General features: G+C 74.6%; 13 protein-coding genes. 5 read left to right on the forward strand and 8 right to left on the reverse strand.

What is annotated here, in order from left to right; genetic code table 11:
• Positions 1-54: 54 nt before the first annotated feature.
• The 3 genes from ABZ990_RS00335 to ABZ990_RS00345 all read right to left on the reverse strand — a co-directional run bounded on the left by ABZ990_RS00335 (position 55) and on the right by ABZ990_RS00345 (position 3,509).
• Positions 55-372, reverse strand: a complete 318-nt coding sequence (locus ABZ990_RS00335) for an Imm51 family immunity protein (RefSeq protein ID WP_361222857.1) — start codon at positions 370-372, stop codon at positions 55-57.
• Positions 373-457: 85 nt separating this feature from the next.
• Complete coding sequence (mgtA, locus tag ABZ990_RS00340; protein ID WP_361223660.1) at positions 458-3,172, reverse strand: magnesium-translocating P-type ATPase; 2,715 nt, start codon at positions 3,170-3,172, stop codon at positions 458-460.
• On the reverse strand, positions 3,165-3,509 hold the full coding sequence (locus ABZ990_RS00345; RefSeq protein ID WP_361222860.1) for a metalloregulator ArsR/SmtB family transcription factor: 345 nt from the start codon (positions 3,507-3,509) through the stop codon (positions 3,165-3,167). The genes mgtA and ABZ990_RS00345 overlap by 8 nt, the downstream gene beginning before the upstream one ends.
• Positions 3,510-3,785: 276 nt before the next feature.
• On the opposite strand from ABZ990_RS00345, the gene ABZ990_RS00350 reads away from it, so the two are divergent.
• Positions 3,786-4,748 carry a quinone oxidoreductase gene (locus ABZ990_RS00350; protein WP_361222863.1) on the forward strand — a complete coding sequence of 321 codons (963 nt, stop codon included), beginning with the start codon at positions 3,786-3,788 and terminating at the stop codon, positions 4,746-4,748.
• Between the two features lie 246 nt (positions 4,749-4,994).
• Entirely contained in the window at positions 4,995-5,624 is a 630-nt protein-coding gene (locus ABZ990_RS00355; protein ID WP_361222866.1) for a TetR/AcrR family transcriptional regulator, read from the forward strand.
• 101 nt (positions 5,625-5,725) lie between these two features.
• Here ABZ990_RS00355 and ABZ990_RS00360 read toward each other — a convergent pair whose 3' ends face one another.
• The 3 genes from ABZ990_RS00360 to ABZ990_RS00370 form a co-directional block, all read right to left on the reverse strand.
• Positions 5,726-6,100 carry a HEAT repeat domain-containing protein gene (locus ABZ990_RS00360; RefSeq protein ID WP_361222869.1) on the reverse strand — a complete coding sequence of 125 codons (375 nt, stop codon included), beginning with the start codon at positions 6,098-6,100 and terminating at the stop codon, positions 5,726-5,728.
• 163 nt (positions 6,101-6,263) lie between these two features.
• On the reverse strand, positions 6,264-7,922 hold the full coding sequence (locus tag ABZ990_RS00365; protein WP_361222873.1) for a HAMP domain-containing sensor histidine kinase: 1,659 nt from the start codon (positions 7,920-7,922) through the stop codon (positions 6,264-6,266).
• Positions 7,919-8,692, reverse strand: coding sequence for a response regulator transcription factor (locus tag ABZ990_RS00370; RefSeq protein ID WP_361222876.1), 774 nt, complete (start codon positions 8,690-8,692; stop codon positions 7,919-7,921). The genes ABZ990_RS00365 and ABZ990_RS00370 overlap by 4 nt, the downstream gene beginning before the upstream one ends.
• A 328-nt stretch (positions 8,693-9,020) precedes the next feature.
• Between ABZ990_RS00370 and ABZ990_RS00375 the strand changes: the two genes are divergently transcribed.
• The 3 genes from ABZ990_RS00375 to ABZ990_RS00385 all read left to right on the forward strand — a co-directional run bounded on the left by ABZ990_RS00375 (position 9,021) and on the right by ABZ990_RS00385 (position 11,807).
• Positions 9,021-10,388, forward strand: coding sequence for a ferredoxin reductase family protein (locus ABZ990_RS00375; RefSeq protein WP_361222878.1), 1,368 nt, complete (start codon positions 9,021-9,023; stop codon positions 10,386-10,388).
• Positions 10,389-10,570: 182 nt separating this feature from the next.
• Positions 10,571-11,002: an FMN-binding protein gene (locus ABZ990_RS00380; RefSeq protein WP_361222881.1), complete on the forward strand. Its 432-nt coding sequence runs from the start codon at positions 10,571-10,573 to the stop codon at positions 11,000-11,002.
• Entirely contained in the window at positions 10,995-11,807 is an 813-nt protein-coding gene (locus ABZ990_RS00385) for an FAD:protein FMN transferase (protein ID WP_361222884.1), read from the forward strand. Before ABZ990_RS00380 ends, ABZ990_RS00385 begins: the two co-directional genes overlap by 8 nt.
• A 92-nt stretch (positions 11,808-11,899) precedes the next feature.
• On the opposite strand, the gene ABZ990_RS00390 is transcribed toward ABZ990_RS00385, so the two are convergent.
• Together ABZ990_RS00390 and ABZ990_RS00395 are read right to left on the reverse strand one after the other, a co-directional pair.
• Entirely contained in the window at positions 11,900-12,988 is a 1,089-nt protein-coding gene (locus ABZ990_RS00390) for a MerR family transcriptional regulator (protein WP_361223663.1), read from the reverse strand.
• Positions 12,989-13,085: 97 nt separating this feature from the next.
• Positions 13,086-13,565: a hypothetical protein gene (locus ABZ990_RS00395; protein WP_361222887.1), complete on the reverse strand. Its 480-nt coding sequence runs from the start codon at positions 13,563-13,565 to the stop codon at positions 13,086-13,088.
• Between the last annotated feature and the right edge of the window lie 13 nt (positions 13,566-13,578).

Below are 13,578 nucleotides of genomic sequence, written 5' to 3' on the forward strand. Positions count from 1 at the left end.
ACGCTCGAAGCCGGATCGTGCGGAGACTTCCACGCGATCATGCGAAGACACTGCCTATTCGTCGAACTCGAATCCCGCGGTCTTTGCGCGGGCGATGATGTCGCGGACCGCCGCGGGGTTCGTGATGACGGATTCGACGGCTGCCTTGAGCTGCGCGAGATCGCTCGAACCCCCGACCGCGCAGAACATGCCGGCCTCGCTGTCGAAGTCGAGGCGCTCGGCGATATCCGGCCAGGCGAATCGTACGAGACCTTCCCAGAAGTACCCGTTCGGCTCGTGACCAGCGGCAGTCACCGCGGCATCGACAGCCAGGCCACCGGTGTTCAATGTGAGCGAACGCTCGCCATCGAATTCGTGCAGATGAACGGTCATGGCGCGATCCTCCCACGCCCGGCGCGTGAATCGTTCTCCCGGCCCTCACCACTCTCGAACCCGGTGAAGCCCCCCGTGACCGCCCTCAGCACCGCTTCCGGTCGTAGCGTGCCCGGGCGAGGCGCAGCGCCGTCGCGTACAGGCAGAGGACGATGCCCAGCAGCAGGTAGTACAGCGCGGGCGGCGGGGTCATGGCGAGCATCGGCCCCAGCGGCGTCAGCGGCAGCAGCACCCCGACCAGGGCGAGGGCCGCGGCCGCGCGGCGCACCGGGCCGGAGGCGCCGCGCGCGCCGGGGACTCCGCGCAGCAGGACCATCACCAGGGCCTGGGTGAGCAGATTCTCGGTGAACCAGCCCGAGTGGAAGACGTCCTGGAGGTCGTCCGCCGACCGGGTGCTCAGGAACAGGATGGCGAACGTGGCCACGTCCGCGGTCGCGTTGAGCAGCCCGAAACCGGTGAGGAAACGGAGGAATCCACGCGGCCGCAGCCGGGCCGGGCGCCGGAGCGCCACCGGGGAGGGGCGGTCGTAGGCGAAGGCCAGCTGGGCCGCGTCGAAGCACAGGTTCTGCACCAGGACCTGGGCCGGGAGCATCGGCAGGAAGGGCAGCAGGAGCGCCGCGGCGAGCATCGCGAGGACGTTGCCGACGTTCGAGGACAGGGTGATGTGCAGATAGCCGCCGATCGTCCCGCCGCACAGCCGGCCCGCCGTGACCGCGTGCTCGACCGCCGCCAGATCCTTCTCGGCGAGGACCACGTCGGCCGTCTCCCGTACGACGTCCACCGCCCCCTGCGGACAGATGCCGACGTCCGCCGCGCGCAGGGCGGGCACGTCGTTGGCGCCGTCGCCGAGGAACCCGGTGACCAGTCCCTGCGCACGCAGGGCGGTGACGATGCGGGCCTTGTGCTCGGGCGCGCAGCGCGCGAAGACCGTGGTGTGCCGCACCGCCTCGGCGAGTGCGGCGTCGTCGAGCCGCCCGAGATCCTCGGCGGTGCGCACCACGCCCGGATCGAGGCCGAGCTCGCGGCAGGTGTGGGCGGCGGTGCCAGGGTGGTCGCCCGTCAGGATCCGCACCGCCACCCCGCGCCGGGCCAGACTGCCGAGGGCCTCGGCCGCGGTCGGGGCGAGCGCGTCGCGCAGGACGACGAACCCGAGGAAGGCGAGGCCCCGTTCGTCGGCCGGGGTGTAGTCCCGGTGCCGGGCCGGGCGTTCGGCGAGGGCCACGGCGAGCAGCCGGGCGCCGGTGGCCGCCTCCTGCCCGGCGAGCCCGAGGAGACGCTCGCGGGTGTCGTCGTCCAGCGCGCACCGTTCGAGAACGTTCTCCACGGCGCCCTTGACCACCAGGGTGTGGGTGCCGAGCCGGCCGGGACGGCGTACGACCGCGGTCGCGAGACGGCGTACCGCGTCGAAGGGCAGCGCGGCCACACCGTCGCAGTCGAGCAGGGGGACGTCGGTGCCGGCGGCGTCCAGGACCGCCTCGTCGAGGGCGTCGGGGGAGGGCAGTTCGGCGAGCTGGAGCGTCCACCAGGCGTTGACGGCGGCCCAGTGCAGGACCTCGGGATCGTCCTCCCCGCGCGCGTTCACGCTGCGCGCGACGACGGGCCGGTCCTGGGTGAGGGTGCCCGTCTTGTCCAGACACAGGACGTCGACGGCGCCCAGGTCGTGCAGCGCCGGCAGCTGTTTCACGATCACCTTGTGGCCGCGCGCCAGCCGGGCGGCGCCGCGGGCCAGCACCGTCGTCACCACGACGGGCAGCATCTCCGGAGTCAGCCCGACCGCCACCGCGACGGCGAACGGCAGGGTCTCCAGACCGCGGCCGTGCAGCGCCGCGCCGGCCAGGAGGACGAGCGGCGGGGTGAGCAGCATGAACCGGACCAGGGTCCAGGAGATGCCGTGGACCGCCTGGTCGAAGGCGCTGTCCCGGCGCCGGGCGGCCGCCCGGTCCCGGTGGGCCGAGGCGTAGCGGGTACGGGCACCCGTCGCCACGACCACGGCGGTCGCGCTCCCGTACGCCACGCTGGTGCCGAGGAAGCACAGGTGCGGCTCGGCGAAGGGCACCAGGTCCGTGCGGTCCGGGGTGTCGAGCGGGCGTTTGGCGACCGGCGCCGACTCGCCGGTGAGCGCCGCCTCGTGGACGCGCAGCCCGCCGGCGCGCAGCAGCCGTACGTCGGCCGGCACCAGATCCCCGGGGCCCAGCCGGACGATGTCGCCCGGCACCAGCTCCGCGGACGGGATCTCCCGGGGCGCCGGAGCCGGCCCGTCGGGCCCGGGACGGCGCAGCACGGTCGCGGTCGTCGCCACCGACGCGCGCAGCGCGGCCATGGCCCGGTCGGCCCGGTGCTCGCCGCCCGACCGCAGCAGACAGCTGACCACGACCAGGGTGAGGATCACCCCTCCCGTGCTCCAGGCGGCGACGGCCGTGGAGATCAGGCCGAGGCAGAGCAGGACGGCGGTGAAGGGGTCGCGCAGGCTGCGCGCGAAGCGGCGCGGCCGGGACACCGGCCGCCAGGCGGGCAGGATGTTCTCCCCGTACCGGGCCAGCCGTCGCGCCGCCTCCTCGTCGGTCAGCCCGCGCGGTCCGCTGTCCAGCCGGCGCAGCAGCCGGTGCACGGTGAGCGCCTCGTCGCCGGCCGGTCCGGTGCCGGACCCGGCCGCCGGGCCGTCCGGAACGGACCTCGTGCCGGACCTCGCGCCGGGGCCCGCGCCGTGACCCGGGCCCGGACCGAGGCCGGGGTCGGGGTCGGCGGCGGGACCGGGGCCGGGACCGGTGACGGCGGGGTCGGGAACGGTCGCCTCAGGCACCGGTGCCACGAAGCCGCACCAGCGTGCGGGCGCTGAGCTGACCCACCATCACCCGCACCACCGTCACCACGTCGGGGTCGTCCACGTAGTAGACCTGCCGCCGGCCCTCGCGCCGCGAGCGCACCAGGCCCGCCAGCTTCAGTTTGGTCAGATGCTGGCTGACGGCGGGCAGCGCGCCGCCCACCCGCTCCGCGAGCCCGGTGACGTCGCTCTCGCCCTGCGCCAGCGCCCATACGATGTGCAACCGCGCGGGGGACGACAGGAGTCCGAACGCGGCGGCGGCCTCCGCCAGTACCTCGGCGGGAGGATCCGCGTAGCCGCCCGCGTCTGCCGCCACCACGGCTCACCTCTCCCCTGCCCGGCCCGAAAGCCCCCAGTCTAGGGCCTGCTCCGCCGGATCACGGCCGGGGAGGGCCGCCCGGCGCGGTGCCCGGCCGCGCCGCCGCCTGCCCGGTGGGCCCGGCGCGGGCCGCATGGTCCGTTCGCGGGGCGGCCCCGCCCGCACGCGGACGACCGCCCCGCTCTTTGGACTCGCGGGTCCAATCGCCGCTGCCTACAGTCCTCGTCAGAGCGCTCGGACCCATGTTTCTCCGCACAGAGAGAGGTACGAATCATGCACGCGATCCGCATCGAAGAGCACGGCGGTCCCGAGGTGATGCGGTGGACCGAGCTGCCCGACCCGGTGGCCGGCCCCGGTGAGGCGCTGGTCCGGCTCGGGGCGGCGGGCGTGAACTTCATGGACACGGGAGCCCGCGAGCAGGGCACCCCCGGCTGGGTCGCCCCGCTGGTCCTGGGAGCCGAGGGAATGGGGTACGTCGTCGCCCTCGGGGAGGGGGTCGACAGCCTCGCGGTCGGAGACCGGGTCGCCTGGTACTACCACCCGGGAAGCTACGCGGAACTCCTCGCCGTCCCCGTGGACTCCCTGGTGAAGGTGCCCGACGGCATCGCGGACGAGACCGCGGCGGCCGTGATGCTCCAGGGCCTCACCGCCCATCACTTCACCACCGCTTCGTACGCCGTCCGCCCCGGCGACACGGCCGTGGTGCACGCGGCGGCCGGCGGGGTGGGCCTGCTGCTCACCCAGATGATCAAGGCGCGCGGCGGTACGGTGATCGGCCTGGTCTCCCGCGAGGAGAAGGCCGCCATCGCCAAGGAGGCGGGAGTCGATCACGTCCTGGTCCGGTCGGGCGGCGGGTTCGAGGACGAGGTACGGGAACTGACCGGCGGCCAGGGCGCGCACGTCGTCTACGACGGCGGTGGCAGCGCGACCTTTCGTTCCTCGCAACTGTCGCTGCGCACGCATGGGGTGCACGCCTACTACGGCCCCTTCATGGGTGTGCCGGAGATCAGGCCCACCGACCTGCCCCAGAGCATCCTGCTCACCTACCCCGTGGTCCAGCACCATGTACCGACCCGTGAGGCGTTGGTCCGCCACACCGGAGAGGTGTTCGACATGCTCCTCGACGGGAAGCTGACCGTACGGATCGGGGGTCGCTACCCCCTGGCGGACGCGGCGCGGGCGCACCGGGACATCGAGTCGCGCAGGACCACCGGGAAGCTGCTGCTCCTTCCCTGACGGCGCTCGCGGCCCTCGGCGGCCGGCCCCGGGCCCTCGGCGGCCGGCGGTCGGCGGGCGGCGGTCGGCCCCCTCGACCCCTCCCGGCCCCCGGCCCCCGGCCCTCCGAGACCGGCTGGGGAACCGCCGAGCGGCTCCACCCGTTCCTTGATTCCACGCTCGTCACCGGACGCCCGCGTACGCCGATCGCGACGGCCCCGCCGTCCGCCGACCGGCGGTGAGGGCGCCCTCCAGGGAGGAAGTGCCGTGCAGTTGACCCGGAAGGGCGTCGAGACCAAGAGGCGCATCGTCGAAGGAGCTGCCCTGGAGATCCGCAGCCAGGGGGTGTTCAGCCTGCGGCTCGAGGACGTCATGGGCCGCACATCGACCAGCAAGAGCCAGCTGTTCCACTACTTCCCCGGTGGAAAGGACGAGTTGCTGCTGGAGGTGGCTCGGTACGAGGCGGCCCGGGTGATCGACGACCAGCAGCCGGAACTGGGCTCGCTCGTCTCCTGGACCGCCTGGTGGGAGTGGCGGGACAAGGTCGTCGCCCGCTACCGCGCGCAGGGCGGGGACTGCCCGCTGCACGTGGCGCTGTCACAGTTGCGGGCGACCACGGACGCCGCGCAGACGGTGGCGGGTGAGCTGATCGGCCAGTGGCAGTCCCAACTGGCCGCGGGCATCCGCTCTATGCAGGACATCGGCGAGATCAGGCCCGAACTGGACGCCGATCGCGCGGCGGCGGCTCTGCTGGCCGGAGTCCAGGGCGGAGTGATGATCTTCCTGACGACGGGTGTCATGGACCACCTGGAAGCCGCCCTGGACGAGGGCATCGCACACCTCGGCGGTGCGGCAGCCGTCGAGGCCCGGCCGCCCCGCCCGGCCGCAGCGGCCTGATCAGCGCCCGATGCGCAACCTGGCCGGCCGTGGCCACAGCGCGTATCCGCAGGTGATCCGACGCGGGGCGATACCTGGTGCCCCCTCCGAGCAGGGATCTCTCAGGCGTCCCGCCGGACGGCTTCCTCCCGGTCCTCGACGAGCCGTCCGCAGACCGCCGCGACCTCGGGCCCGCCGTCCACGAGCGCGTCGTGCACCCCGGTCGCGAGCCAGTCCGCCTGGTCGTCGTCGGCCTCGGCGAACGCGAGGGCGACGAGCCCGACGGCGGCCTTGGTCCCCGTCCCGGCCAGGGCTCTGGCCGTCTCGCGGGTCACGGCCGTGTCCTCGGCGTCCAGCAGGAGCCGCACCAGCGCGTCGGCGGCCTCGGGGACATCGGCGAAGGCGGCGAGGGTACGCCCGGCGTGCGCCCGGCGCTCCCAGGAAGGAGACGAAGCCTCGGCCAGGGCCGCGTCGAACCCACTCGTTGTCTTCGGCATGGTCGGACGGTCTCATGCCGGCCGAAGGGACCGGAAGGGACCGGACCCCGGCACCGGACCCCGGAGCCAGGACCGGACCTCGAGCCCCTACGTCATCCGACCGGTCCCGTGCCGTCGGCCGTCCGGACGTGGGGGCCGTCTCCCGCAGTTGTACGGGGAACTCTCAGACGTGCGGGGGTACCGAAGCCGGCACCCGGGCCGCGTCCGGCGAGGGCAGCCGGAGGGTGAAGCTTGTACGGCCCGGCAGGCTGGTGACCGTCGCCCGTCCGCCGTGGGCGCGGACCACCGCGTCCACGAGCGCGAGGCCGAGGCCGGTCGAGCCGCTCGCGCGCGAGCGCGGGGAGTCACCCCGGGTGAACCGGCGGAAGACCCCGGGCAGCAACTCGGCCGGGATGCCCGGGCCGTCGTCGGTCACGGTCAGGACGACACCCGCCGTACCGGCCTCCGTACCGTCCTCCGAGCCGCCCTCGGCACCGGCACCGCCCTCGGCACCGGCACCGGCACCGGCACCGAGGGCGACGGTGACCCGGGTCCCCGCCGGCGTGTGCAGACCGGCGTTCGCGAGCAGGTTGGCGAGTACCTGGTGGAGACGGTCCTCGTCGCCGGCGACATGGACGGGTTCCTCGGGGAGTTCGAGTTCCCACTGGTGCCCGGGGTGCCGGGCCATGGCGTCCGCCACTGTGTCGAGGACCACCCGGGTCAGGTCCACGTCGTCCCGCCGCAGGCCGCGGCCCGCGTCCAGCCGGGCGAGCAGGAGCAGTTCGTCCACCAGCAGGCTCATCCGGCGCGACTCGGCCTCGATGCGTTCCAGCGAGTGCCGGACGTCGTCGGGCAGGGTGTCGCCGTGGCCGCGCAGGACGAGTTCGGCCCGGGCGCGCACGGTGGCCACGGGGGTCCGCAGCTCGTGCCCCGCGTCGGCGGCGAAGGTGCGCAGCCGCTCCTCGACCACATGGCGGCGGTCCAGGGCGTCGCCGACATGGCCGAGCATCCGGTTGAACGCCCCGGTCAGCCGGCCCGTCTCGGTCCCCGTCCGGGTCTCGGGCAGTGGCGCCGGCATGGCGACCTGTCCCGCTGCCAGCGGCAGCCGGGTCACCTCGTCGGCGGTGGCGGCCAGGCGTTCGAGAGGACGCAGCGAGAGACGGGTCCACGCGGCGGCCGTCACTCCGGCGGCCGTGAGGACGATCGCGAACACGGCCGTCTCCACCGCCACGAGCCGGTCCACCGTCTCCTCGACGGGGTGCAGCGGCAGCCCCGACAGCAGGACGTCACCGTCGTCGCCGTTCCACGCGGCCACCCGGTACGCGCCGAGGTGGCCGAGGCGCAGGGTGCGGGGCCGGGCGTCCGGGGGCAGGGCGGTGAGCGCCCGCGTGTCGGCGGCGGCCAGCGGCACCGTGACGTCGCTCGCACCGCGTACCACGGCGGCCCGGTCGACCCGATCGCCCAGCACCCGGGCGCCGAAGGTCCCGTCGGCCTGGCCCCGGGTGTCACCGAGGGTGTTCGCGTTGTCGGCATCGGGCCGGTGCTCGTGTTCGAGGCTGACCGCGAACCGCCCGCCGCCCGCCACGACCTGCTGGTCGAGCCGGCTGATCAGGAAGCTCCGCAGGGCGACCGCCGTGACCAGGCCGACCACACCGCAGGCCAGGGCGAGGAGGACGACGAGACCGGCGGTGAGCCGGGCGCGCAGCGAGCGCGGCGGCCGGAACCGGAACCAGGACCGGAGCGGAGGACGGGACCGGAGCCGGAACCGGAACCAGGACCGGAACCGGAATCGGTCCCGGAGCCGGGACGGCCGACCCGCTGGTGCCGGCGGCGCGGGCGTCATCGCCGTTCGGGGCGCAGCACGTAGCCGACCCCGCGCACGGTGTGGATGAGCGGGGAGCGGCCGGCGTCGATCTTCTTGCGCAGATAGCTGACGTACAGCTCGACGACGTGGGCGCGTCCTCCGAAGTCGTACTGCCAGACGTGTTCCAGGATCTGTCCCTTGGACAGCACCCGGCGCTGGTTGAGCAGAAGGAAGCGCAGCAGCTCGAACTCGGTACGGGTCAGCTCGACGGGCCGGCCGCCCCGGGTGACCTCGCGGCCTTCCTCGTCCATGACGAGGTCGGCGATCGCCAGCCGCGGCCCGCTCCCCTGGGCCTCGTCGGCGCCCGTGGCGGTCCCGGTGCCCGTACCGGCGAGCCCGGCCCGGCGGAGCAGCCCGCGCAGCCGGGCCAGCACCTCTTCGAGGCTGAACGGCTTGGTGACGTAGTCGTCGGCGCCCGCCGTGATCCCGGCGATCCGGTCCTCGACGGCGTCCCGCGCGGTCAGGAACAGCACGCACACCCCCGGCCGGGCCGCCCGCAGTCCGGCCAGCACGTACGGGCCGTCGTGGTCGGGGAGCATCCAGTCGAGGACCACGGCGTCGGGCCCGAAGTCCGCCCCGGCCGAGGCGGCCTCGGCGGCCGTGCCGGCGGTGCGCACCTCCCAGCCCTCGGCGAGCAGAGCGGCGGCCAGGACTTCGCGGAGGTCCGGCTCGTCGTCGACGACCAGCACACGGGGCCGGGTGCCGTCGGGGCGGAGCGGGACCTCGGTGCGTATCGGCGGGTGGTTCATGGTGCTCCCAGCATGCCCGATGGCGCCGGGCGCGTGAGCGGCACGGTGCCTCTGAGTCTCCTCTGAATCGACACGATCGACACGCGCGGCCGGAGCCGGCCGGAGCCTCCTGCCCGCGCGGCGCCGGACGGGCCCCGGACCGGAACCTCCGCGCCCGCCCTCGGAAGCCCCCTCCGGAGGCCTCTGTGCCGGATCAGACCCCCTCGTCGAACCCTTCAGAAGATCCTCAGAGGTTCGCGCCCCACAGTGGGGGAGCCCCCCGGTGTTCGACACCGGGCGGCACACGACGACACCCGACGACACCCGACGACACCGCGAGGGAGTGGACGTGATCACGGAAGTCGCCCCGACCGGGCGCCGGTCCGGCCGGCACCGTACCGGCCCGGGCGCCGACGCGGCACCGGCCGTGACGGTCGCGTTCCAGACGCTGATCTGGACCGGGGCGGCGGCGGTGCTCGCCTTGTGGTGGGCCGACACCCCTTCGGTGGTGGGACCGGTCGGCTGGTTCACCGGCGCGGGCCGGATCACCGGTCTGCTCGCCGGGTACGCCTGCGCGGTGCTGGTGATCCTGATGGCCCGGGTGCCGCTGCTCGACCGCACGCTGGGCACCGACCGGCTGGCCCGCTGGCACGCCGCCGCGGGCCGCTACACCGTCGGACTGATGCTCGCCCATGTGGTGCTGATCATCGAGGGGTACGCGCTGACCGTGCGGACGGACCCGTTCACCGAGACCGCGCGGGTGGTCCTGCACTATCCCGACATGCTCGCGGCGACCGCCGCGCTGCTGTTCCTGCTCCTCACGGCGGTGGTCTCGGCACGCGCGGCCCGGCGCCGGCTGAGCCACGAGACCTGGTACCACCTGCATCTGCTCACCTACGCCGCGGTCTTCCTCGGCTTCGGGCACCAGATCGGGAACGGCGCCGACCTCGGCCGGCCGGCGGCGGAGGCGGCCTGGTACGCGCTGTACGGGTCGGCCGCCGCGCTGATCGTCTGGTTCCGGCTCCTCGTACCGTTGCGCCTGTACCGGCGGCACCGGCCGCGGGTCGCGGAGGTCCGGCCGGAGGCGCCGGGCGTGGTGTCGGTCCTGGTCACCGGCGAACGCCTGGCGGAACTCGCCGTCCGCCCCGGCCAGTTCTTCCGCTGGCGGTTCCTGGCCCCGGGACTGTGGTGGACGGCGTCGCCGTACTCCGTCTCCGCCGTCCCCGACGGGCGGGGCCTGCGGATCACGGTGAAGGCGGTGGGCGGCCACAGCGCGGCGCTCGCCGCGCTGCGCCCCGGCACCCGGGTGTGGGCCGAGGGGCCGTACGGGGCCCTCACCGGCGACCGGGCGGCGGGCCGGCCCGCGCTGCTGCTGGCGGCCGGGGTGGGCATCACCCCGCTGCGGACGCTGTTCGAGACGCTTCCGGGCGATCCGGTGCTCGTCCACTGGGCCCGGCGGCCGGAGGACCTGGTGCTGCGGCACGAGATCGACGCCATCGCGGCATGGCGCGGTGCCCGCGCGTACTACTCGGTGACCCGGCCGGAAGGCCACCGGCTGCCGCTGGACGCCCGCACCCTGCACGAGCTGGTGCCCGACCTCGCGCGCCGGGTCTGCTTTCTGTGCGGCCCGCCCGGCTGGACGGCGGCGGCCGAGGCGGCCCTGCGCGCGGCGGGCGTGCCCGCCCGCCGGATCCACCACGAGTCCTTCGCCTTCTGACCCCGAGCCCGACCCTGAGCCCGACTCGGCTCCGGTCCGCGTAGGCGTCCGCGTCCGCGTGCCCGGACCAGGGGTCCCGCTCCCGGTTGCTTTCCCGCTTCCGCTTCCGCTCCCGTTTCCGTTCCCGCCCCCGTCTTCGCTTTCGGTCCGCTCGTCGCCGGACGTCCCAGGAAGGGCCCTCGATGCGCCGTACGCTGCTCTCCGCCGCCGTGACCGCGGCCGGGGTCTGCACTCTGCTCGCCCTCAAACCGCACCAGCCGGCCGTACGACCCGTCATCGGATCCGGCTCCGGGTCCGGGTCCGGCACCCCGGCCTCCGGCACGTACACCGGGGAGAGCGTGGAGACCCGGTACGGACCGGTGCAGGTACGGATCACCGTCAGCGGCGGGCGGATCACCGAGGCCACCGCGGTCAGGACGCCCTTCGCGAACGAACGCGACCGGGAGACGGCCGGGTACGCGGTACCGGTGCTCACCAGCGAGACGCTGGCCGCGCAGAGCGCGAGCATCGACGCGGTGTCGGGGGCCACGTACACCAGCGAGGGCTACACGCGGTCCCTGCAGAGCGCGCTGGACCAGGCCCGGACCCGGACCCGGACTCGGACCCATGGCTGACGGCCGGTCCAGGCCCATGGCCGGCGTCGCGGCGGACCCCGTCACCGGTGCGCCGTGGCGGCACGCCGAGCCGGTGATGGGCACCGTCGTGTCCTTCACGCTGCGGCACCGGCCGACGCCCGCGCTGCGGGCGGCCCTGGACCGGGCGGTGGCGTTGCTGCACGAGGCCGACCGGGAGTTCTCCCCGTTCCTTCCGGACAGCGCGACGAGCCGGATGCGGCGCGGCGAGCTGGGCCGGGCGGACGCCCCGGCGCGGGTACGGCGGGTGCTGGAACTGTGCGAGCTGGCGCACAGCCGCACCCGGGGCGCCTTCGACGCCTGGGCGGCCGGTCCGGTCGATCCCTGTGGCCTGGTCAAGGGGTGGGCCGCCGAACGGGCCTGGCGGGTGCTGCGCGCGGCGGGTGCCGGCGACACCTGTGTGAACGCGGGCGGGGACGTGCGAGTCGGCGGCGCGCCCGGCCCCGGGGGCGTCTGGCGCACCGGGATCGCCGACCCCCGCAGGCCCGGGCGGCTCCTCGCGGTCGTGGCGGGGCGGGACCACGCGGTCGCCACCTCGGGGACGACGGAACGCGGCGCCCACATCACCGACCCGCGCACCGGGGCCCCGGCCGCCGGACTGCTCGCGGTGACGGTGACGGGGCCGGAACTGCTGTGGGCCGATGTGTACGCGACGGCGGCGGTGGTACTGGGGGAGCGCGAGGCCCATCGGTGGATCGCCGCGCTGCCCGGGTACGCCTTGCTGACCGTCACGGCGGACGGCGAGGCGCGCGCGTCGGCGGACTTCCCCTTCGCGCCGGTCGCGTAGCGCGCGGGGCGGCCACGGTGCGACCTTCCGCGAAGCTCCTCCTCGAAGCTCCTCCTCGGCGCGCCTTCTCTGCGACCCTCCGGTACGACGGCTCAGACCACCAGCAGCCGGAGGCCCAGCTCCGCCGCGTCGAGACCGGCCAGATCGCGGTTGCGTTCGGCCCACCGGCCCGAGGCGAGATCGTCGCGGAGCCGGTCCACCGCCCGCCGCTCCGCCTCCGGGCTGACCCTGGTCCAGACCGACACCGCGCGGCGGACGTGCTCCTCCAGGTATGCCTCGGGCCTGCGCCAATAGGCTTCGAAGAAGCCGTCGGCGCAGTCCCAGGGGATGAGGACCGGCTCGATGCGGGCGCCGATCGCGTCGGCCAGCTCGTTGATCGAGGGGCGGCCGACGACGAGCCCGGCGACCTCGGGCAGGTAGTCGCGGCTGAGCCAGAACCGCCGGCGCCAGCCCACGTCGCTGGAGTCGTGCGTGAACACCACCACACGGCGGGCCACCCGCCGCATCTCGCGCAGCCCGGCGATCGGGTCGTGCCAGTGATGGACGGTGCTGAAGGCCATCGCGGCGTCGAAGGACCCGTCCGCGAACGGAAGGCTCTCCGCCTCGGCGGCCACGCACGGTGCCGCGTCCGCCGGACGCAGGGCCCGCATGACGGCCGACGGCTCGACCGAGGTCACCTCGCGGTCCGGGGGCTCGTAGGAACCGGTGCCGGCCCCGACGTTCAGGACGGTCCGCGCGTCCCCGAGCGCGGCTTGGACCTGGGCGGCGATCCGTGGCTCGGTACGCCGGGTCGCCGGGTACGCCGACCCGATGGTCTCGTACAACCGCGCCCCGAACGCCTTCAGTTGGTCCTCCGAGGTCGTCCTGATCCCCATGGCCCGTGCCTCCAGTTCGGTGTCGATGGCCGTCACCATGGCGGCTGCCCGGTCGCGCTGCTCCAGCAGCAGACCGCGCAGCCGGTGCAGGTGCGCGACCGCGTCGGTGGCCGGGTCGTCGACGAGATCCGCGATCTCGCGCAGCCCGAAGCCCAGCCGCCGGTAGGCGAGCACCTCCCGCAGCCGCTCCACGTCGCCCGCCGCGTAGACCCGGTAACCGGCCGGGGTCCGCGCCGACGGCCGGACCAGGCCGATCTCGTCGTAGTGGTGCAGCGTGCGGACGCTGACCCCGGCCAGTCCGGCCACGCGCCCCACGGTCAGATGCTCTCCCACGTCCCCGAGCCTGGTGCCTGACGTCACGTGAGGGTCAAGCGCGGGCGCACCGGGCACCGGGGCGCGCCGGTCACGAGGCGTAGGAGGCGGTGTACCAGGCGGAGCGTCCCTCGACGGTGAAGTCCTGGAAGTCTCCGGCCCGTTCGCAGTCGAGCAGCCGCTCCAGCGCGTGCTCGGCATCGGCCGCGGACGCACTGCCCGCGGACACTTCGTCCGTTGACGCCTCGGCCCCGGGCGTGCCGGCCCCGGGCGCGCACCGGGACCGCAAGTACCGCTTGGTCGCCTCCAGTCCGCCGCCGCACAGCAGCTGGACGTCGATCGAGCAACCGGCGTCCATACTCGCGGTCTTGGCCTCCCAGATGAGCGGGACGTCGTCGAGCATCCCGGCGTGGAAGAGCTGGACGCAGCACAGCTTCACCAGCCGGGTGTCGCCGTCCCCCTGCTCCTCTTCCTCCAGCCGGGTCCGTTCCACGAGCAGCCGGCGCACCTCGTCGAGATCCGCACCGGCCGGGTGCAGACCATGGCGGTCGAGCCACTCGTCCTCGGTCACAAGCCTTGGTCCT

This window comes from Streptomyces sp. NPDC046203, assembly GCF_040646255.1.
Lineage (GTDB): Bacteria > Actinomycetota > Actinomycetes > Streptomycetales > Streptomycetaceae > Streptomyces.